The following is a 20546-nucleotide window of genomic DNA, read 5'->3' as shown; positions in this document are numbered from 1 at the left end:
CGCACGAGAGAGCAACCTGCGCCCCTGGCGCCGCAATCGAGGGACTTGCCAATCCATGACCGATATCGTCATCACCGCCGCCAAGCGCACGCCGGTCGGCAGCTTTCTGGGCAGCTTCGCCAACACCCCCGCGCATGAACTCGGTCGCGTCGCCATCGTCGCAGCACTAGAGCAGGCCGGCGTCTCGCCCGACGAGGTGAACGAGCTGATCTTCGGCCAGGTGCTCACCACCGCCCAGGGCCAGAACCCCGCGCGGCAGGCGGCCGTGAACGCCGGCATCCCGATCGACCGCACGGCGATCACCATCAATCAGGTCTGCGGCTCGGGCCTGCGCGCCGTCGCGCTCGCCGCGCAGGCGATCCGCTGCGGCGATGCCAGCATCATGGTGGCCGGCGGTCAGGAGAATATGTCCCTCTCGCCCCACGCCCAGATGATGCGCGCGGGCACCAAGATGGGACCGATTACGCTGATCGACACCATGGTGAATGACGGCCTGACCGATGCCTTCAATGGCTACCACATGGGCATCACGGCGGAGAATCTTGCCGAAAAGTACGGCATCACCCGCGAAGAGCAGGACGCGTTCGCAGCGGCCAGCCAGAACAAGGCGGAAGCCGCCCGCGCCGCGGGTCGCTTTGCCGACGAGATCGCGCCTGTCACGGTCAAGGGCCGCAAGGGCGACACCATCGTCGATGCCGACGAGTATATCCGCGCCGGCGCCACCGTTGAGGCGATGGCGGGACTGCGCGCTGCGTTCAAGAAGGACGGCACAGTCACCGCCGGCAATGCCAGCGGCGTGAACGATGGCGCCGCGGCGCTGGTGCTGATGACGGCCGAGGAGGCCGCCCGTCGCGGCGCGCCGGTGCTGGCGCGCATCGCCAGCTGGGCGACCTGCGGTGTCGATCCCTCGATCATGGGCATCGGCCCGGCCCCGGCCAGCCGCATTGCACTGGACAAGGCCGGCTGGTCGCTTGCCGACCTCGACCTGATCGAGGCGAACGAGGCCTTTGCGGCACAGGCGCTCTCGGTCGGCAAGGAACTGGGCTGGAACCCGGACATCGTGAACGTGAACGGCGGCGCGATCGCGCTTGGTCACCCCATCGGTGCCTCGGGCGCGCGCGTGCTCACCACGCTGCTCTACGAACTCGCCCGCCGCGACGGCAAGAAGGGGCTCGCAACGCTCTGCATCGGTGGTGGCATGGGCATCGCCATGTGCGTCGAACGTTGATCCACTCACAAACCTGACAAAAGGCGCCAGCTCTCGCACGGGCTGGCGCCTTTTTGATGGCCACGGCGCCTGACTGAAGATGCTCCGACCGATGGTCAGCCCCGCGCTCCGACAGCTATAAATCGGCAGCGAAGGCCGAAAATTAGGCGCTTTCGGGTTGTCCTCATGCCGCAATGTCTGGATAAGGTGGGCAGACCATTTGAGGATCGTTCGATCCTGATCACCATCGGCCTGATCGCCATCGGATCGCCCATCACCTGCCGACGCATCACGGGAGCTGCGGATTTTTGTTGCTGATACTCGCCTTGCTGCCATTTCTTGGCGCGTTGCTGTTGGCGATACTCAGCGGCACCAGCCGAAACCTTCAGGCGTGGATTGCTGCCGGCACGACCGGCGCGGCGCTCGCGATCCTCATCGCGCTCATGCCGGCCGCTCTCGCCGGGCAGACGCCGACGATGCAGATCGACTGGGTGCCAGCCCTCGGCCTGTCCTTGGGGTTCTTTCTCGATCCATTGGGCGCGATGTTCGCGGGGCTGATCCTCGGCATCGGCCTGCTCATCATCATCTACGCCCGTTTCTATCTGGCCGCAGAAGACCCCATGGGGCGCTTTCTGGCCTTTCTGCTGCTGTTTCAGGGCGCCATGCTGGGGATCGCCCTCTCCGACAATGTGCTGCTGCTGCTCGTCTTCTGGGAGATGACCAGCCTTTCCTCCTTCCTGCTGATTGGCTTCTGGCGCGATAGAGCCGAGGCCCGGCAGGGCGCCCGCATGGCGCTGGTGGTGACGGGCGGCGGTGGGCTGGCGCTCATCGCCGGGCTGTTGCTGCTGGGCAACATTGCCGGCTCCACCGATATTCGCACCATAATGGCCAGCGGCGCGCTCATTCAGGCGTCCCCACTCTATCCGGTCGCGCTGGTGCTGATCCTGCTCGGTTGCTTCACCAAGTCGGCGCAATTCCCGTTCCACTTCTGGCTGCCGCACGCCATGGCCGCGCCCACGCCCGTCAGTGCCTATCTCCACTCCGCGACGATGGTGAAGGCCGGCATCTTCCTGATCGCGCGCCTGTGGCCGGCGCTGGCGGGTACGGATCTGTGGTTCTATCTCGTCGCGACGACCGGCCTCGTCACCATGCTGATCGGCGCCGCCATCGCGCTGTTCAAGACCGACCTCAAGGCCATCCTCGCTTATTCGACCGTCAGCCATCTCGGATTGCTGACCATGCTCTTCGGCTTTGGCACCGGCACGGCGGCGATGGTCGGCGTTTTCCACATCCTGAACCACGCGATCTTCAAGGCGGCGCTGTTCATGAATGCCGGCATTGTCGACCATGAGGCCGGCACGCGGGATATTCGGCGGCTGGGCGGCCTCGCCACGCTGATGCCGATCACCGCGACGCTGGGCATGATCGCGGCGGGATCGATGGCCGGCCTGCCTCCCTTCAACGGCTTCCTATCCAAGGAAATGATGCTCGACGAGGCGGCGCATACCGCCTGGCTGGGGATGGGCTGGCTGGTGCCAGCCATCGCGGTGGTCGCCGCGACGCTCTCGGTCGCTTATGCGCTGCGCTACGCTTTCCAGGTCTATCTGGGCCGCCAGCGCGATGACTATCCCCATGCGCCGCATGATCCGCCCTTCGGCCTTTGGGCGCCCTCTGGGCTGCTCGTCCTTCTGGTCATCCTCGTCGGCCTGTTCCCCGCCACGCTGACGACATGGCTCGTGCAACCGGTCGCCGATACCGTCACCGCAGGCACCGCCGGGACATTCGCGCCCGCCCTCTGGCATGGCGTGAATGCTGCTCTGCTGATGAGCCTGTTTGCCTTGGCGGTGGGCGCGCTGATGCTCTGGCGGTTCGGCCTCGCCGAGCGCATCTGGCAAGCGCTCCCGCTGCCGGAAGCCAAGCGCCTGTTCGACAGCGGGATTGCGACGCTGGTGGACGCCGCCCGCGGCTTCATCCATGCCGTGCACAATGGTTCGCTGCAGCGGCAGCTTGCGCTGATCTTCGTGCTTGCCATTGCGCTGGCGATTGAGGGGGTGCTGGTCGGCGGCGGCAACGGCACCGGTCCGCGCGCAACGCTGCCGGCCTCGCCGCTCGCTATCATCGGCTGGCTGCTGCTGGTCGGCGCGACGGTGGCGGTCGTCATCTCCCAGCGCGAGCGTTACCTCACGCTTGTCTTTATCAGCGTCATCGGCCTCATCGTCTCGTTCGGTTTCGTCTATCTCTCCGCGCCCGATCTCGCCCTGACCCAGATTTCCGTCGAGACGGTCACGATCCTACTGCTGCTGCTGGCGCTCAACCTGCTGCCCAAGAAGCCCGCCCGGCTCTCCAGCAATGGACTGCGGCTGCGGGACGGCTTGCTCGGCCTGGTGGGGGGCACCGTGGCCGGGCTCGGGGCGTGGGCCGTGCTCACCCGCGAGCCCAATCAGCCCATCTCGACCTTCCACTGGGAGAACAGCTATTCGGGCGGTGGCGGCACCAATGTCGTGAACGTGACGCTGGTGGATTTCCGCGCCTTCGACACCTTCGGCGAGATCATCGTGCTCGGCATTGCCGCGCTGACCATCTTCGCCCTGCTGCAGCCCGCGACGCGCGGCGCGGCCGGCGCGCGGTTGCGGGCCTGGCTGCCGGACCTCATCCGCTCACCCGAACGGCACCCGATGATGTTCGTCGTCGCCACCCGGCTGCTGCTGCCGCTTGCGATGATGGTCGGCATCTACATCTTCCTGCGCGGGCATAATCTGCCGGGGGGCGGCTTCATCGCCGGGCTGATCATCTCCATTGCCGTGCTGATGCAATATATGGCGTCGGGCTTCGAATGGGCCGAACAGCGCCGCAAGTTTGACGAGCATCTGATGATCGGCCTCGGCGTGATCATCGCCGCGCTCACGGGCATTGGCTCGCTCGTCTTCGGCGCGCCGTTGTTCACCAGTGCCTTTGGCTATGTCACCCTGCCCGTCATCGGCACGTTCGAGCTGGCGACCGCCATGCTGTTCGACATCGGCGTGGCGATGACCGTGATCGGCGCCGTCATGCTCGCGCTGGCCGAACTCAGCCACATCGCCCAGCGTGCCGATAAGGAAGATCACAGCGACGACGCGCCCATGGATGTCGACCCCGCGCGCAACCTGGAGGCCAAGGCATGATCAGCATGGAAATGCTCGTCGCCAGCGCCATCGGCATCCTTACCGCGGCCGGCATCTATCTGTGCCTGCGCGGGCGGACCTTCCCGGTGGTGCTCGGCCTTGCCATGCTGTCCTACGCCATCAACGTGTTTCTCTTCGCGATGGGGCGGCTGGTCGTGGACCGCCCGCCGATCTACGAGAAAGGCATTACGGATTATACGGACCCGCTGCCGCAGGCGCTGGTCCTCACCGCCATCGTCATCGCCTTTGGCATGACCGCGCTGGTGGTGGTCCTTTCCCTGCGCAGCTTCCTCGAGACGGGCACGGACCAGGTCGACGGCAAACCGGATGACGAGCCGGAGGACATCGTGCCATGACCGCGCTGATCGCCGCGCCCCTGCTATTGCCCGCCCTCATGGCCGCAGCCACGCTGATCTTCATGCGCCGCCACCGCTGGATCGGCGCCGCCATTTCCATTGCCGGCGCGACCGGCCTTCTCGCCCTCGCTGTGTATCTGCTGAGCGTCGCCAGCCGCGGCACGATCTCCGTCTACGCGCTGGGTGACTGGGCCGCGCCCTTCGGCATCGTGCTGGTGCTTGACCGCCTCTCGGCGATGATGCTGCTGATTACGGCCCTGCTCGCCCTGCCCGTCTTGTGCCACGCAGTGCTGACCGGGCTGGACCGCAAGGGCTGGCATTTCCACCCGCTCTTCCAGTTCCAGTTGCTGGGCATCAACGGCGCGTTCCTGACGGGCGACCTGTTCAACCTCTTCGTCTTTTTCGAGGTGTTGCTGATCGCCTCCTACGGCCTGATGCTGCACGGCCAGGGCGCAGAGCGCCTGAAGGCCGGCGTGCAATATGTGATCGTCAATCTCATCGGCTCGACGCTGTTCCTTTTCGCGATCGGGCTGCTCTACGGCATCACCGGCACGCTCAACATGGCAGACATGACCGCCCGCATCCCGGCCCTGCCGGCGGCCGATCAGGGCCTGCTGCGGGCCGGCGCGCATCTGCTGACGCTGGTCTTTGCGCTCAAGGCCGCGCTGCTGCCGCTGCAACTCTGGCTGCCGCGCACCTATGCCGGCACCTCCGCGCCCGTGGCGGCTTTGTTCGCCATCATGACCAAGGTCGGCGCTTATGCAATCATCCGCACATCCTCGCTGATCTTCGGCGATCAGGCCGGCGCGGCGGCCTGGGCGCCGGAGGTATGGATGATGCCGGCCGCACTGGCGACGATGGCGATCGGTTTTGCCGGCCTGCTGGCGGCGCGCTCCCTGCGCGATCTTGCCGCATTCGGCCTGCTCGGCTCCACTGCGACATTGTTGGTCGCCATTGCCGCGTTCGACCGCACGGTGCTGACGGCGGGACTTTATTATCTGGCGCACACCACATTGGCTGCGGCCTTGCTCTTCCTCGTCGTCGATCTCATCCGGCTGCGGCGCGGTCGTTACGGCGACACGATCGTCCCCTCCCCACGCTTTGCCGGCATCGAGCCGCTGTCTGCGCTCTACCTGCTGGCGGCCATGGCCCTGGCGGGCCTCCCGCCACTCTCCGGCTTCATCGGTAAATTGCTGATCCTGCAGGCGACATTGGCGGACCCGTGGGCGGCGTGGATTTGGGCAGTCATTCTCGGCACCACGCTCCTCGCCATTCTCGGCCTCGCCCGGGCCGGCAGCGCCATCTTCTGGAAGAGCGCAGCGCACCCCGACAATCCCCACAAAGATGCCGCGACGGCAAAGCCCGATGCCCGTCTGGTGGAGATGTTGCCTGCCTGCGCCTTGCTCGCGACGCTGGTCGTGCTCACCGTCGCGGCGGGGCCGGTCACGCGCTACATGGACGCAACGGCCCAGCAGCTCTTCGCGCCGACGCACACCATCGAGGCCGTTCTCGGCCCAGCAGCTGGAAGGTGAGGCAATGCTGACCAAGCTCTTCCCGCATCCCGGCCTGACGGTGATGCTGCTCATCGTCTGGATCCTGATCCAGAACAGTCTGACGGCCGGCGGCTTCCTTCTCGGCCTTCTTCTGGCCACCGTCATTCCGGTCTTTACCGCGCCATTCTGGCCCAATCGCCCACGCCTGCGCTTTGGCTGGGCGATGCTCGATTATCTCGGGATCGTGCTCTACGATATCATCATCGCGAACTTCCATGTCGCCAAGCTCATCTTGTTCCGGCGCAACCGCGACCTCAATTCCCGCTGGATGACCATCCCGCTCGACCTGCATTCGGCAGAAGCCATCACCGTGCTGGCCGGCACCATCAGCCTCACGCCCGGCACCGTCTCTGCCGACGTGTCGGCGGACGGGCGCTATCTGCTCGTCCACACGCTCGACACGGGCGATGTCGCGCACGAGATTGCTCATATCAAGGCGCGCTATGAGGCCCGGCTGCAGAGGATTTTCCGATGATCGCGCTCGCGCTGACCTTCGCCTCCGCCTGCATTGCGCTGGCCGTGCTGCTCAACCTCTACCGGCTGCTGCGCGGCCCGACGCGGTGCGACCGAATATTGGCGCTGGATACCATGGTCATCAACGCCATCGCGCTGATCGTGCTGTTCGGCATCCACGAAACCAGCACCACCTATTTCGAGGCGGCGCTGCTGCTCGCAATGGTCGGCTTCGTCGGCACGGTGGCGTATTGCAAGTTCCTCCTGCGCGGCGACATTGTGGAGTAAGCCATGGCAGTGATCGCAGAAATCCTGATCGCCGCTCTCATCATTCTCGGTGGCGCCTTCGCGCTGATCGGAAGCTGGGGCCTTGCCCGGCTGCCTAGCCTGATGACGCGGCTGCACGGCCCGACCAAGGCAACCACCCTCGGCGTCGGAAGCTGCCTCGTGGCATCCATGATCTACTTTCCGTTCCGGGACGGCACCTGGTCCGCCCACGAACTGCTCATCACCCTGTTCCTGTTCATCACGGCGCCGGTGTCCGCCAACCTCATTGCCAAGGCGCATCTGCACCGGCAGCGCACCAATACCGACGTGCAGCCGATGGACGGCGTGCGGGATACCTTGCCTGAGCCGGGTGGCGATACCGAATGGGCGACATTCGGCGTCGATCGGCCGGAGGGGCGCTGAGCTATGGGGTTCGCTGCATGAATCCGGACGACGAGACGCCCGGCGGCCTTCTCCACTGGCTACGCGAACGGCTGCATATCGTCATCGGCACGGGCGGTCTGATCGCCTGGCTGGTCATGCTGTGGTTGATGTTCGGCGACGTCCTCTAACTCTCAATCGGGCGCGCCCCTAGCCCCGGGCGGCCAGTTGGTCTAGCATCGGGCCATGACAGGACTCTCACCGACCGAAATCGGGATCGTGGAGCATCTTAGGAGACGACAGGCGGACATGGCGGCGCAAGTCGTCGACTGGGCGCAGGTCAACTCAGGCAGCCGCAACCTCGCCGGGCTGGAACAGATGCGCCAGCATATCGGGGCTCGTCTGACGGAGATCGCCGATACCGTCGCAACCCTTGCGCCAGAGCCCGCTGAAACGCTGGATGAGGCAGGCCGCACCGTTGCACTCGCCCATGGCGCCAATCTACTCGCCCGCAAGCGTGTCGCCTGCGCCCGCCGCATGATCCTCACCGGGCATATGGACACGGTCTTCCCGCCCGATCACCCCTTCCAGACCTGCCGCCTGATCGATGACGACCGCCTCAACGGCCCCGGCACCGCCGATATGAAAGGCGGGCTCCTCGTGATGATCGAGGCGCTGGCTGCGCTGGAGGCGGCGAATGCCATTCCCGATTTCGGCTGGGACGTGGTGGTCAATGCCGATGAGGAAGTGTCCTCGCTGGGGTCGGCAGCGCTGCTGCGCGAGACGGCGCGGCGCTGCCAGACCGGCATGACCTTCGAGCCTTCCGTCACGGTGGATGGCACGCTGGCGAGCGCCCGGCGGGGCAGCGGCAATTTCACCGCCGCCTTGACCGGCCGATCCGCCCATGCCGGCCGCAATCCGCTGGATGGCCGCAATGCCGTGGTGACCGCAGCCGATCTCGCGGTGCGGCTGGACGCACTTAAGCATGAGATCGAGGGGCTTTCCGTCAATGTCGCGCGCCTCTCCGGCGGCGGCGCCAACAATGTTGTGCCCGATCGGGCGCTGCTGAGCTGGAACATGCGGCCCGTGGACCTGGCCGGCCAGCAGGCCGCCGAGCAGGCCATCGCCCGGATCATTGCGCAGGTCAGTGCGGATCATGGCGTGACGATCGCGCTCTCGGGCAGCTTTGCGCGACCGCCCAAGCCCTTCGACGCGAAGCATCAGGCGCTGTTCGGGCTGGTCCGGGAAACCGGCGCGGACATGGGCCTCGCCATCGACTGGCAGCCAAGCGGCGGCGTTTGCGATGGCAATAACATCGCCGCCCAGAATGTCGCGGTGGTGGACACGATGGGCGTGCGCGGGGGCGCCATCCATACCGATGAGGAGTTCATGATCCTGAGTTCACTGAGCGAACGCGCCGCGCTTGCCGCCATCACCATGCTGCGGATCGCGCAAGGACGGCTCGACCACGCCCTCGGTTCCGCGCCGGATATGGCAGGGGTCGCCCATGACTGACGGCTCTTTCAACAACTGGTTCGTCCGCCCTGCAACGACCGCGGATATCGACGCCATCTACACGCTCGCCGGCCAGACCGGGCCGGGCTTCACCAATCTGCCCCATGATCGCGAGGCCCTGTTCGCACGCCTGGAACGATCCCAGCGCAGCTTTGAGGCGCAGTTGAGCCAGCCCGATGACGAGCTTTACATGTTCGCGCTGGAAGAAGCCGGCACCGGGCGGATCGGCGGGACGGCGCTCATCTTCTCCAGCGTCGGCACCAAGAAGCCCTTTTATTCCTATAAGCTCACCCGCCTCTCTCAGCACTCGCGCCAGCTGGACCGGATCGTGACGACGAGCGTGCTCAATCTGGTCAACGACTTTGCCGGCGCGAGCGAGGTCGGCGGCCTGTTTCTGGTGCCCGAACTGCGGCGCAGCGGGCTTGGCGTGCTACTCGCGCGCAGCCGCTATCTGTTCATGGCGATGCACCGCACCCGCTTCGGCCAGCAGGTGCTCACCGAATTGCGGGGCTGGCAGGAGCCCGAAGGCGTCTCGCCATTTTGGGAAGGGCTGACCCGGCGCTTCTTCGACCTGGAGTTTGCCGATGCCGACCGCTTCCACGCCCTCAACGGCAACCAGTTCATCGCCGACCTGATGCCCAAACACCCGATCTACACCACGCTGCTGCCACCCGAGGCGCAGGCAGCTATCGGCAAGCCGCACGCGAGCGGCGCCGCAGCCATGAAGCTGCTCGCGGCCGAGGGCTTCCGCTATGATGGCTATGTCGATCTGTTCGACGCCGGGCCAACCATGCAGGCCGATGTCGATGATTTGCGGGCGGTGAAAGAAAGCCGCGAGGCGGCTGCCTTCAGCGATGCACCTCCATCTCAGACCCAGGCCCGCCCGATGTTGCTGGCCGCCGGAGATTTGCTCGATTTTCGCGCCTGGCGCGCCGCCGGACAGATCGATGCTGAAGCAGAGCGCCTGACCCTACCAGCGGATGCGATGGCGCTCGGCCGCCTGAGCGAGGGCGCAACGGCCCGTTATCTGACGACCGACTGACCGAACAGACCAAAGACGAAACGAGCGGAAGAGCCATGACCGACCTGATTTCCACCGACCCGTGCACGGGAGACGTCGTCTGGCGGGGCGTTGCTGCGGATGCCGCTGCCGTCGATGCCGCCGTCGCGCAGGCCCGCGCCGCCCAACCGGGCTGGGAGCGCACGGCGCTGGAAGAGCGCATCGCCATCCTGCGCGCCTATGCCGCGGCGGTGAAGGCCCATGCCGATGAGGTCGCGCGGGTGATCTCGCGCGAGACGGGCAAGCCCTTCTGGGAAACCAGGACCGAGGCGGCCAGCGTCGCTGCCAAGGTGGAGATTTCCATCGCTGCGCAGGCGGAGCGGGCGGGCGAGACGCTGCGGGATGGAGACGGATTCGCGCTGGCGCTGCGTCACCGGCCCCATGGCGTGCTGGCGGTGCTCGGGCCTTATAATTTCCCGGCGCATCTGCCCAACGGGCACATCGTTCCGGCGCTGCTGGCGGGCAATGCGGTCGTCTTCAAGCCCAGCGAACTGGCGCCTGCCACGGCGGAATTGATGGGCCAGCTGTGGCGGGAGGCTGGCCTGCCCGACGACGTGCTGCAGATCGTGCAGGGCGGTGGCGAAACCGGCAAGGCAGTAGCCGCGAATTCCGGCACGGATGGCCTGCTGTTTACCGGCAGTTCCACCACCGGCAAACTCCTCGCCCGCGCATTCGCCGATACGCCGGGGCGTATTCTCGCGCTGGAAATGGGCGGCAACAATCCGCTGCTCGCCTGGGAGATAGCTGAGGCGGACATGGACGCTGCCGTTGCGCTCATCGTCCAGTCCGGCTGGCTTTCCGCCGGGCAACGCTGCACCTGTGCGCGTCGGCTGATCGTGCAGGACGAGATCGCCGACGCGCTCACCGAGCGGGTCGCGGCGACACTGGACAGGCTGATCGTCGGCGCGCCCTTTGACGATCCGCAGCCCTTCATGGGGCCGGTGGTGGATAATCGCGCGGCCGATCTGGTCGAGGCGCGCGTCGCGGATCTGCTTGCGCTCGGCGGACGCCCGATCCGTCCGCTGGTCCGGAGGGATTCCGGCTTGCCCTTCCTCTCCCCGGCGCTGATCGACATGACCGGTATCGAGATTGCCCCTGACGAGGAGATTTTCGGCCCGGTGGTCCAGCTCTGGCGCGAGACGCATTTCGACCGCGCCATCGCCCGCGCCAACGCCACGCGCTTTGGCCTGTCCGCCGCTATGCTGGGTGGGAGCCGGGCACAGTTCGAGCAGTTTCGCGCAGCCACGCGCGCCGGCGTCGTCAACTGGAACCGGCCCACCAACGGCGCCAGTTCCGCCATGCCCTTTGGCGGCATCGGCGACAGCGGCAATCTGCGCCCCAGCGCTTATTATGCCGCCGATTATTGCGCCTTCCCCGTCGCGGGCATGGAGGCCCCGGCACTGGACGGCGCGCTTTCCACCGGGCTGCACGCATGAGCACCGCGCCCGCCTTTCGCGAGGTCAATTTCGATGGTCTGATCGGCCCGACCCACAATTATGCGGGCCTCAGCCTCGGCAATCTTGCCGCCACGCACCACGCGGGCGAGGTCTCACAGCCCCGCAAGGCAGCCCTGCAAGGCATCGCCAAGATGCGCACTCTGCACGGGCTGGGGCTGGGACAGGGCATCTTCCTGCCGCACGATCGCCCGAACGCGGGCTGGCTGCGTCAATTCGGCTTCGACGGTTCGGATGCGCAGGTCTATGCCCGCGCATGGGCGGAAGAACCGCTGCTGTTCGCTCAAGCCACCAGCGCATCGGCGATGTGGGCAGCCAATGCGGCGACGGTCTCCCCTGCCCCGGATACGGCGGACGGGCGGACGCACTTCACCGTCGCCAATCTCGCGACCATGGCGCACCGCAGCCATGAATGGCCCGAAACGCTGCGGCAGTTGCGGCACATCTTCGCGGACGAACGCTATTTCGCGGTCCATGATCCGGTCCCCGCTCGCTTCGGCGATGAGGGCGCCGCGAACTTCATGCGGCTGGCCTCCCCCGTGAACGGCCCCGGCGTCGAGGTCATGGTCTATGGCGAACCGGGCGGGCGCTTTCCTGCCCGCCAATCGGCCGAAGCCTGCCGCGCGATCTTCCGTCGGCACGGCATTGAGGACGGCCTGACCGTACAGCAATCCGCCGACGCCATCGCAGCGGGCGCGTTTCACAATGATGTCGTCGCCCTCGCGCACGAGAACATCCTCTTTGCGCATGAACAAGCCTTTGCGGACAAGGCGGCCTTTTATGCCGGGCTAGCGCAGCGCTGCCCGGATCTGATCATCCTGGAGGTGCCGGCCAGCGAAGTCTCGCTGGAAGCCGCCATCGCCTCCTATTTGTTCAATTCCCAATTGGTGACACTGCCGGACGGGCAGCGAGCGCTGATTCTCCCGATGGAGTGCCGGGAAACCCCCGCCGTCAAAGCCTGGCTGGACAGCAATGTCGGCGCCAACGGCCCGATCCACGCGGCTCATTTCGTTGATGTGCGCGAATCCATGCACAATGGCGGTGGCCCTGCCTGCCTGCGCCTGCGCGTGCTGCTCTCGCGTGAGGCGGAACTGGCGGTTCACCCTGCCCATCTGCTCGACGAGCGCGGACTGGACCGCCTGGAGACCATTGTCGGCAATCACTGGCCCGAGCGCCTCGCCCCGTCCGATCTCGGCCTGCCCGACCTCTGGGCGCAGGCACAGGCGGCGCGGACGGCCTTGCGCCATGCATTGGAGCAAGCCCTGCCATGACCCGCTTCGTCGATCCTGCTGACATTCGCCTCGCCTTTTCGGAGGCGATGTCCGCGATGTACCGGGCCGAGGTGCCGCTATACGGCACGCTGCTGGAGATCGTCGCCACGAGCAATGCCCGCGTGCTGCAGGACAATCCCGCGCTGAACGAACGGCTCGCAGCGCAGGGCGAACTCGACCGGCTCGGTGTCGAGCGCCACGGCGCCATCCGGGTCGGCACGCCAGAAGAACTGCATCTCATGCGGCGATTGTTCGCCGTGATGGGCATGGTGCCGGTGGGCTATTATGATCTGGGCGTAGCCGGGCTGCCGGTGCATTCGACTGCATTTCGGCCGATCGACACGGCATCGCTGAACCGCTGCGCCTTCCGTATCTTCTGCTCGCTGCTGCGGCTTGAGCTGATCGAGGATGTTGCGTTGCGCGAACAGGCCCAGGCGCTGCTCGCCCGACGCAGCATCGTCACCGATGGCGCGCTGGCGCTGATCGACCGCTTCGAGCGGGAGGGCGGTCTGGGTACCGAAGAGGCAGAAGCCTTCGTGCTGGAGGCGTTGGAAACCTTCCGCTGGCATGGCGAAGCGCTGGTGGACCATGCAACCTATGAAGCCTTCAGTCGCGCACACCGGCTGATCGCCGATATTGTGTGCTTCCGTGGTCCGCACATCAATCACCTGACGCCCCGCGCGCTCGACATCGATGCGGTTCAGGCCGAGATGATCGCGCGCGGCATCAAGGCCAAGGCCGTGATCGAAGGCCCGCCACGCCGGTCTGTCCCGATCCTGCTGCGCCAGACGAGCTTTCAGGCGCTGGAAGAGGCCATCCTGTTCCGCGATGGCGACGAGAGCGTGGCCGGCGTCCACACCGCGCGCTTCGGCGAGATCGAGCAGCGCGGGATTGCGCTGACGCCACATGGCCGCGCGCTTTACGATGCAATCCTCGCGGAAGCCGAGCAGGCCCGCGGCCTGGGCGGCAAAGGCTATGAAGCACACCTGGCGGAGATCTTCCAGCGCTTTCCCGACGATCTGGATGCGATCCGCGAACAGGGGCTGGCCTATTTCACTTATACGCCGACGCCCAAGGCCGCTATGCTTTCTGCGGGACGCCAGCTGCCATCCGGCGCGCCGGACGAGCTGGTCGCCGATGGCTGGCTGGAAGCGAGCCCGATCACCTATGAGGACTTCCTGCCGGTCAGTGCCGCCGGCATCTTTCGCTCCAATCTCGCCGATGCGGAGGCTGGATCCCGCGCCGGCGCCTCATCGCAGGATGAGTTTGAGGCCGCGCTCGGCGTCCCGTGCCTCGATCCGTTCGGATTATATCTCGATCAGGAACAGGCCTCGCTTGACATGCTGGGATAGCAGACCAGCGTTCACGCCGCAGCCGAACTCTCGCCGCTCAATGCCCGAGCGCGGACCATGAGGCGGCTCACAATGCCCTGATAGAATGCCCGATCCTCGGCGCTTGCCTCGCTCCAGAGGCTGGCATCGCGCACGGAGGCCTCGTGGTGGAGCGCCTTGTACACCACGGCACCGGCCTCGGTCGGTTGCAGGACGATATCGCGGCGGCGGGTCGGCCTGAATCGCTCGATCAGCCCGCTCTCTTCCAGCGCCGAGACCGTCCGCCCGATCTGGCTCTTGTCCCGCCCCATCGCCTTGATCAGCTGCGCCATCGGCAGCGGCGCGTACAGGCCGATGAGCGCGAGAACCTGACCCTGAAAGTTCGACAGGCCGTGCATCCGCTGGCAGGAAAGCATGGCGCTACGCTTGAGATAGGCGACCAGTCCGACCAGCTTGGGCGCGATGAGGTCCGGCGGCGGCTCGATCTTCTTGCCCTCCGGTCCCACAGGCCATGAGGGCGTGCCCGCCCCGCCCGGTGACGCGCCGATGATCCCGGCCTGGACACTCAGGCAGCGCTCCTGATTGTAGATACGGGCGGCCTTTTGCGCCAACTGGTCGGTGAGCAGGCCGAAGCGTTCGAGCTCATCCCGCCCCAGACCGCTTACCAACTGGCCGTCACGGGCGCGGACGATGGCGCGGATCTTTTCGAAGAGCACCCGCCCCGCCGGGGAGAGGGTGAGCTTGGCGCGCAGCTTCTCACGCACGATCAGTCCGTCCCGCTCCAGCGGCTTGATCGCGCGGCTGACCTGCGCCTTCTCGTAGCCGGCGAAACCGACGATGTCCTGAGAGGTCATGCCGCCGGAGAGCCCGAGCAGCAGCAGCAAATGGCGATGGATTTCCTTATAGCCCACCTCCGCCTCGAACAGCGGCAGGCCGCCCTCGCGGATCGCGCGCATGAGCAGCATGAGGCGCATCCCCAGAAGCCCGGCATCGAGCTGGGCGGGACCGATATCCGCCTCTTGCGTCACGATATTTTTGCTCCTCGCCCCTGGCATGCTGTCATCTGCATGATAAAGCCCATCGAACCCGATCAGGCAACCGGCGCGACGATATCGTGTGAGTCTTGCGACAGAGCTGTGATCGCGACGCGACAGGTCATCGACCGCTCAGGAGACACCATGCTCAGGATTTTCCGTTATATCGCCCTGGTGGAAGGCATCACGACCCTCGCGCTGTTCCTGATCGCGATGCCGCTCAAATATGGCTTCGACAATCCGGCGCTGATCCGTCCGGTCGGGATGACCCATGGCATCGCGTTCCTGCTCTACATCGGCGCGATGCTGTTCGTGCTGCCGGGCAAGGGCTTTGGTGTCATAGGCTGGCTGCGGACGACGCTGGCGGCGTTCTTCCCGTTCGGCACGTTCCTCAACGATCCCTATCTCAAGCGGCAAGAGGCCGCCCTCACCCAGGGGCGCGCACGCTCCGTCTAAGCCTGCGCGCCGAAGAGGCCGCGAAGATCAGGCCTTGAGGCGTTCGGCGTGCCAGCGGATATGCTCGGCCATGAAGGTCGAGATGAAATAATAGCTGTGGTCATAGCCCGGCTGCATGCGGATTGTCGCGGGCTGAGCGGCCTTGGCGCAGGCCTCTTCCAGCAGATGCGTACGCAGCTCCTGCTCGAGGAAATTGTCCGCACCGCCCTGATCGACCAGCAGGTCTGGCAGTCGGGCACCGCTTTCGATCAGCGCCACGGCATCATGCCGCGCCCAGGCCGATGCATCGTCTCCCAGATAGCCACCGAGCGCCTTCTGGCCCCACGGCACCTGGCTCGGCGCGACGATGGGCGCGAAGGCGGAGACGGACCGGAAGCGCTCGGGATTGCGCAGCGCGATGGTCAGCGCACCATGGCCGCCCATGCTGTGCCCGGTGATGCCCTGCCGCGCCATATCGACAGGGAAATTTGCGGCGATCAGCGCCGGCAATTCCTGCTCGATATAGCTCTTCATGCGATAATGGGTCGCGAAGGGCGCCTGGGTCGCGTCGACATAGAAGCCCGCGCCCAGGCCGAAATCATATTTGCCCTCCGCATCGTCGGGCACATCTTCGCCCCGCGGACTGGTGTCCGGCGCCACGAAGACGATCTTCTCCGCCGCACAGGCCGCGCGATACTCGCCCTTTTCCATGACGTTCGCATGGGTGCAGGTGAGGCCGGAGAGGTAGAAGAGCACGGGCAAGGTTTCGCCCGGCTCATGCTCGGGGACGAAGACGGCGAATGTCATCGCCGTCCCCGTCTCCGAAGACTGGTGCCGGTAGACGCCCTGGACGCCGCCATAGGCCTTGTTCGTCGAGAGCGTCTCCAGCGTCATCGATCAGGCGCCTTCAGGCAGCTGGCAGAAGACGCAGATCTTGTTGCCGGTCGGATCGCGCAGATAGGCGCCATAGGCATTGCCCGGCGCCTGCGGGCGCTTGCCCGGCTCGCCTTCACTGGTGCCGCCATTGGCCACACCGGCAGCATGGAACGCGTCGACCTGATCCTTGTCGGCAGCGGCAAAGCCGATGGTGCCGCCATTGGCATGGGTGGCCGGCTCGCCATTGATCGGCGAGATGATGCCGAAGGTGCCACCATTGTGCGAATAGAAAGCGCGATCGCCGATGTTGTGGCCAGCGCCAGCGCCCAGTGCGCCGAGCACGGCGTCATAGAATTTCGCGCTCTGCGCGAGGTCCTTCGCGCCAACCATGATATGCGTAAACATTGTAACTCTCCTCTTGGTTACTCAAAAATCCTGCGCGCGCCGGAGCATCACTGGGGTTCGTCCCAGGCCGCGCAAAGCTTGTTGCCATCCGGATCGCGCAGATATGCGACCCAGATGCCCCGCCCCGTGGCGGGCGAAATCCGGTTCTCCGGCTCTCCCTCGCACGCTTGGCCGCCATGCGCCAGGCCGGCGGCATGCCAGGCCTTCACCGCCTCCGGTGACGGCGCCAGAAAGCCGACAGTCCCGCCATTGGCATGGGAGGCCGGTTGGCCATCGATGGGGTGGCCAACGATGAACAAACCACCACCATCCCGATAGAGCAGCCGCCCCTTCGCGTCGGCCTGCGCCGGCGCGATGCCCATCGCCGCGAACGTCGCATCATAGAAGATGCGCGCGCGCTCGATGTCGTTGGTGCCGAGGACCAGATGCCTGAACATGGGTGCCGCTCCCGAGCGCAACCGCCGCCCTGATAACCTTAGAACACCACCACGGAGCGGATGCTCTTGCCGGCATGCATCAGGTCGAAGGCGGTGTTGATCTCTTCAAGGCCCATGACGTGGGTGATCATCGGATCGATCTCGATCTTGCCGGTCATATACATGTCGACGATCTTGGGCACGTCCGTGCGGCCCTTGGCGCCGCCAAACGCGGTGCCGCGCCAGTTGCGTCCGGTAACGAGCTGGAATGGCCGCGTCGCGATCTCCTTGCCCGCTTCCGCTACGCCGATGATGATGCTGGTGCCCCAGCCGCGATGGCAGGCTTCCAGCGCCGTGCGCATCACTTCGGTGTTACCGGTCGCGTCGAAGGTATAGTCCGCGCCGCCGTCGGTCATCGCCACGATCTTCGCCACCACATCCTCGCGGCTCATGCCCTTGGAATTGAGGAAGTCGGTCATGCCGAACTTGCGGCCCCATTCCTCGCGATCGGGGTTGATGTCGACGCCGATGATCTTGTTGGCGCCAGCCAGGCGCGCGCCCTGGATGACGTTGAGGCCGATGCCGCCGAGGCCAAAGATCACGACATTGTCGCCGACCTGAACCTTGGCGGTGTTGATAACCGCGCCCACGCCCGTCGTCACGCCGCAGCCGATGTAGCAGCTCGTCTTGAACGGCGCGTCCTCGCGGATTTTGGCGACCGCGATCTCGGGCAGAACGGTGAAGTTCGAGAAGGTCGAGCAGCCCATATAATGGTAGATCGGCTGGCCCTTGTAGGAAAAGCGCGTCGTGCCGTCCGGCATCAGGCCCTTGCCCTGCGTCGCGCGGATCGCGGTGCACAGGTTGGTCTTGCCCGAGAGGCAGGACTTACACTGGCGGCATTCCGGCGTGTAGAGCGGGATGACATGGTTACCCGGCACCACGGAAGTGACGCCCGCGCCGACCTCGCGTACGATGCCCGCGCCTTCATGGCCGAGCACGCTGGGGAAAATGCCTTCGCTGTCGAGGCCGTCGAGCGTGTACGCGTCGGTATGGCAGATGCCCGTCGCCATGATCTCGACCAGAACTTCGCCCGCCTTGGGCCCTTCCAGATCCAGCTCGACGATCTCAAGCGGCTTCTTCGCCTCAAATGCTACCGCAGCCCGCGTTTTCATGCCCCATCTCTCCAGCAAGGAACGGCGCTCGCGCGCCAGTTGCCGCTTGTTGGAACCTGAGACTGATTCTTGCAACCCCGCCCAAGCCGGTCGAACGCTTATTTCGCGCGGCACAGGGCCAGCAGGCCGGCCTCCCCGGCACCGAGGCTGAGCAGCGCGCAGAGCAGGATCGCGAGGGCTGCGAGCGTCCGCACGCCGGGCTTGCGGGCCAGCCCGGCCAGCATCGTGGCGCCGCCCTGCACCGCCAGCAGCGCCGGCAGCGTGCCGATGCCAAAGCCGGCCATGACCAGCAGTCCGCCGACGAGCGATCCGGCAAAGGCCGCATAAAGCAACGCGCCGTAGACCATTCCGCACGGCATCATGCCCCAGCCAAAGCCGGTGGCGACCATGCGCAGGCGCGGCGGCAGCATCGATCGCGCCGCGCCTGCGACGGAAGCCGGCACATGCACCTGCCCCCGGATCGCGTGACCGACCACGGCGGGGCTCGGCATGAGGCCCAGCATCGAGAAGCCGACCCAGGCGAGACTCATCGCCGCGGCCCAGCGCAGCAGCAGATGGCCGAGTGTCGCATCCAATCCGCCGAGCGCCAGTGCACCAAGCGCGCCCGCCGCGCCGCCCATCACCATATAGGCCCCGATACGACCGGCATGGAGCCGGGCCGCAAAGGCTGCGGGATGGTCCCCCTCTCCCCGCGCTTGGTCGAGCAGCAGCGCGATGCCGCCGCACATGCCCACGCAATGCAGGCTGGAGGCAAAGCCGAGCAGAAATCCGCCGCCGAAGGTCCACGGATCGGCCATCGCTCAGATCGCGCTGCTGAACCGCTGCTGGGACAGGGCGCGATGGCGGTCGAAGAGCACCGCGACGGCGCGTCCATAAGGCCGCCCCTCTTCGGTGATGCGCAGGCTATTGCCCTCCAGCGTAGCGAGGCCGCGCTCCAGGAAAGGCGCAAGTCCGGCACGCAGGTCCGTCCGGTGCAGATCGGTGCCGACGTTAGCGGCCCGGCCACAGAGCAGATCCTCGATGATCGCGCCGCGCCGCTGATCATCCGCGTCGCGCAGGATGCCGCGCTCGCCGGTCAGGCGGCCGGCGCCGGCGCGCATCCGGTAGCGGCCGCTATTCTTGTCATTCTGCACGATGAGATGCGGAAACTGGCCGATGGCCGTCGCGCCGATGCCGATCAGCACATCGGCCCGATCCTCGGTGAAGCCCTGAAAATTGCGGCGCAGCGTGCCCTGCAGCTGCGCCTTGGCGAGATCGTCATGGGGCAGCGCGAAATGATCGAAGCCCACCGGCACATAGCCAGCCGCAACGAGCTGATCATGCCCCAGCGCCGCCATGGCGAAACGCTCGGCCTGATCAGGCAGATGGGTGGCATCGATCCGCTTCTGGCGGGGCAGCATATGCGGCACATGCGCATAGCCGAACAGGGCGATCCGGTCTGGACGCATGGCGATGGCCTCGTCCAGCGTCTGCTCGAGCAACGCGCGATCCTGCCCCGGCAGGCCGTACATCAGATCGAAATTGATGGACCGCACGCCGTTGCTGCGCAGGCGATCAACCGCGCTGACGATGAGATCGCGCGGCTGGACCCGCCCGATTGCGGCCTGGATGGCGGGATCGAAGGTCTGCACGCCAAGGCTGGCGCGTTTGGTGCCGGAGACGCCCAGCGTCATGGCCCAGCGCTGGTCGAACCCGCGCGGATCGATCTCGACCGAGAGCACCGGCGCGCCGCAGTTGAAGGCCAGCATCATCTCATCGACCAGCCGGGCAAACTCCAGCGGCGGGATGGCATTGGGGCTGCCGCCCCCAAAGGCGATGCGCTCGACGCGGGCGCGTCCGCCGAGGCGCTGGGCGACAGTGCGAATTTCGGCATGAAGCGCATCGAGATAGCTGGTCAGCCGCTGCGCCTTGTTGGAACGCCCGGTGTTGCACCCGCAATACCAGCAGATCTCCTCGCAAAAGGGGATGTGCACATAAAGCGAGACGGGTTGCCCCGGCTGCACCGCATCCAGCGCATGGCCGAGATAGGCCTCCCCCACCCGGTCCGTGAATTCGGCCGCCGTCGGATAGCTGGTGTAGCGCGGCACCGGCCGGGCGAGCAGATCGGGATAATAGGACCACATGGAAATGGCTCTACTTTGTCGAGCCTTGGCTGCCCTTGACCTCGATCAAGCCAAGTCTTGCGCTGGGTCAATGAGC

At 66.0% G+C, this 20546-nt stretch carries 21 protein-coding genes; 14 read left to right on the top strand and 7 right to left on the bottom strand.

The features are described 5' to 3' along the window. The first annotated feature begins 55 nt into the window (after window positions 1–55). The 13 genes from M2342_RS07780 to M2342_RS07720 all read left to right on the top strand — a co-directional run bounded on the left by M2342_RS07780 (window position 56) and on the right by M2342_RS07720 (window position 14030). Window positions 56–1228 carry an acetyl-CoA C-acetyltransferase gene (locus tag M2342_RS07780; protein WP_264570043.1) on the top strand — a complete coding sequence of 391 codons (1173 nt, stop codon included), beginning with the start codon at window positions 56–58 and terminating at the stop codon, window positions 1226–1228. Window positions 1229–1515: 287 nt separating this feature from the next. Then, window positions 1516–4368: a monovalent cation/H+ antiporter subunit A gene (locus tag M2342_RS07775; RefSeq protein WP_264578666.1), complete on the top strand. Its 2853-nt coding sequence runs from the start codon at window positions 1516–1518 to the stop codon at window positions 4366–4368. Window positions 4369–4373: 5 nt separating this feature from the next. Next, window positions 4374–4724: a Na+/H+ antiporter subunit C gene (locus tag M2342_RS07770; RefSeq protein WP_181561385.1), complete on the top strand. Its 351-nt coding sequence runs from the start codon at window positions 4374–4376 to the stop codon at window positions 4722–4724. Continuing rightward, window positions 4721–6256, top strand: a complete 1536-nt coding sequence (locus M2342_RS07765) for a monovalent cation/H+ antiporter subunit D (protein WP_264578665.1) — start codon at window positions 4721–4723, stop codon at window positions 6254–6256. The genes M2342_RS07770 and M2342_RS07765 overlap by 4 nt, the downstream gene beginning before the upstream one ends. A 4-nt stretch (window positions 6257–6260) precedes the next feature. After that, window positions 6261–6752: a Na+/H+ antiporter subunit E gene (locus M2342_RS07760; protein WP_264578664.1), complete on the top strand. Its 492-nt coding sequence runs from the start codon at window positions 6261–6263 to the stop codon at window positions 6750–6752. Continuing rightward, window positions 6749–7018 (top strand): K+/H+ antiporter subunit F, encoded by a 270-nt coding sequence (locus tag M2342_RS07755; RefSeq protein ID WP_264578663.1) that lies wholly within the window; start codon window positions 6749–6751, stop codon window positions 7016–7018. Before M2342_RS07760 ends, M2342_RS07755 begins: the two co-directional genes overlap by 4 nt. A 3-nt stretch (window positions 7019–7021) precedes the next feature. Continuing rightward, window positions 7022–7420, top strand: coding sequence for a Na+/H+ antiporter subunit G (locus M2342_RS07750; protein WP_264578662.1), 399 nt, complete (start codon window positions 7022–7024; stop codon window positions 7418–7420). Between the two features lie 17 nt (window positions 7421–7437). Then, window positions 7438–7569, top strand: a complete 132-nt coding sequence (locus tag M2342_RS07745; protein WP_264576023.1) for a hypothetical protein — start codon at window positions 7438–7440, stop codon at window positions 7567–7569. 55 nt (window positions 7570–7624) lie between these two features. Then, complete coding sequence (locus tag M2342_RS07740) at window positions 7625–8893, top strand: hydrolase (protein WP_264578661.1); 1269 nt, start codon at window positions 7625–7627, stop codon at window positions 8891–8893. Then, complete coding sequence (locus M2342_RS07735) at window positions 8886–9935, top strand: arginine N-succinyltransferase (RefSeq protein WP_264578660.1); 1050 nt, start codon at window positions 8886–8888, stop codon at window positions 9933–9935. The genes M2342_RS07740 and M2342_RS07735 overlap by 8 nt, the downstream gene beginning before the upstream one ends. 35 nt (window positions 9936–9970) lie before the next feature. Beyond that, window positions 9971–11389, top strand: a complete 1419-nt coding sequence (astD, locus tag M2342_RS07730; RefSeq protein ID WP_264578659.1) for a succinylglutamate-semialdehyde dehydrogenase — start codon at window positions 9971–9973, stop codon at window positions 11387–11389. After that, entirely contained in the window at window positions 11386–12678 is a 1293-nt protein-coding gene (locus tag M2342_RS07725) for an N-succinylarginine dihydrolase (RefSeq protein WP_264578658.1), read from the top strand. The genes astD and M2342_RS07725 overlap by 4 nt, the downstream gene beginning before the upstream one ends. Next, a complete protein-coding gene (locus M2342_RS07720; RefSeq protein WP_264578657.1) occupies window positions 12675–14030 on the top strand; it encodes a VOC family protein in 1356 nt (451 codons plus the stop codon). The genes M2342_RS07725 and M2342_RS07720 overlap by 4 nt, the downstream gene beginning before the upstream one ends. 11 nt (window positions 14031–14041) lie before the next feature. Here M2342_RS07720 and M2342_RS07715 read toward each other — a convergent pair whose 3' ends face one another. Beyond that, window positions 14042–15037, bottom strand: coding sequence for a MarR family winged helix-turn-helix transcriptional regulator (locus tag M2342_RS07715; RefSeq protein WP_264578656.1), 996 nt, complete (start codon window positions 15035–15037; stop codon window positions 14042–14044). Window positions 15038–15187: 150 nt separating this feature from the next. On the opposite strand from M2342_RS07715, the gene M2342_RS07710 reads away from it, so the two are divergent. Next, the gene (locus M2342_RS07710) at window positions 15188–15499 is read left to right on the top strand and encodes a DUF3817 domain-containing protein (RefSeq protein WP_264578655.1); all 312 of its coding nucleotides are present in this window, start codon (window positions 15188–15190) and stop codon (window positions 15497–15499) included. A 27-nt stretch (window positions 15500–15526) separates the two neighbouring features. On the opposite strand, the gene fghA is transcribed toward M2342_RS07710, so the two are convergent. The 6 genes from fghA to hemN form a co-directional block, all read right to left on the bottom strand. After that, a complete protein-coding gene (fghA, locus tag M2342_RS07705) occupies window positions 15527–16372 on the bottom strand; it encodes an S-formylglutathione hydrolase (RefSeq protein ID WP_319801085.1) in 846 nt (281 codons plus the stop codon). 3 nt (window positions 16373–16375) lie between these two features. Then, entirely contained in the window at window positions 16376–16759 is a 384-nt protein-coding gene (locus M2342_RS07700) for a VOC family protein (protein WP_181559349.1), read from the bottom strand. Window positions 16760–16806: 47 nt separating this feature from the next. Continuing rightward, window positions 16807–17196, bottom strand: a complete 390-nt coding sequence (locus tag M2342_RS07695) for a VOC family protein (protein WP_181559348.1) — start codon at window positions 17194–17196, stop codon at window positions 16807–16809. A 38-nt stretch (window positions 17197–17234) separates the two neighbouring features. Then, the gene (locus tag M2342_RS07690) at window positions 17235–18347 is read right to left on the bottom strand and encodes an S-(hydroxymethyl)glutathione dehydrogenase/class III alcohol dehydrogenase (protein WP_264578654.1); all 1113 of its coding nucleotides are present in this window, start codon (window positions 18345–18347) and stop codon (window positions 17235–17237) included. Between the two features lie 98 nt (window positions 18348–18445). After that, entirely contained in the window at window positions 18446–19144 is a 699-nt protein-coding gene (locus tag M2342_RS07685; protein ID WP_264578653.1) for a sulfite exporter TauE/SafE family protein, read from the bottom strand. A 3-nt stretch (window positions 19145–19147) separates the two neighbouring features. Further along, on the bottom strand, window positions 19148–20470 hold the full coding sequence (gene hemN, locus M2342_RS07680; protein ID WP_264572564.1) for an oxygen-independent coproporphyrinogen III oxidase: 1323 nt from the start codon (window positions 20468–20470) through the stop codon (window positions 19148–19150). Window positions 20471–20546 lie beyond the last annotated feature (76 nt).

Origin of the sequence: Sphingobium sp. B8D3A, assembly GCF_025961995.1 — a bacterium.
Classification (GTDB): domain Bacteria; phylum Pseudomonadota; class Alphaproteobacteria; order Sphingomonadales; family Sphingomonadaceae; genus Sphingobium.
The sequence above is the reverse complement of the archived record's forward strand: the minus strand, read 5'-3'. Positions and strand labels throughout refer to the sequence as shown.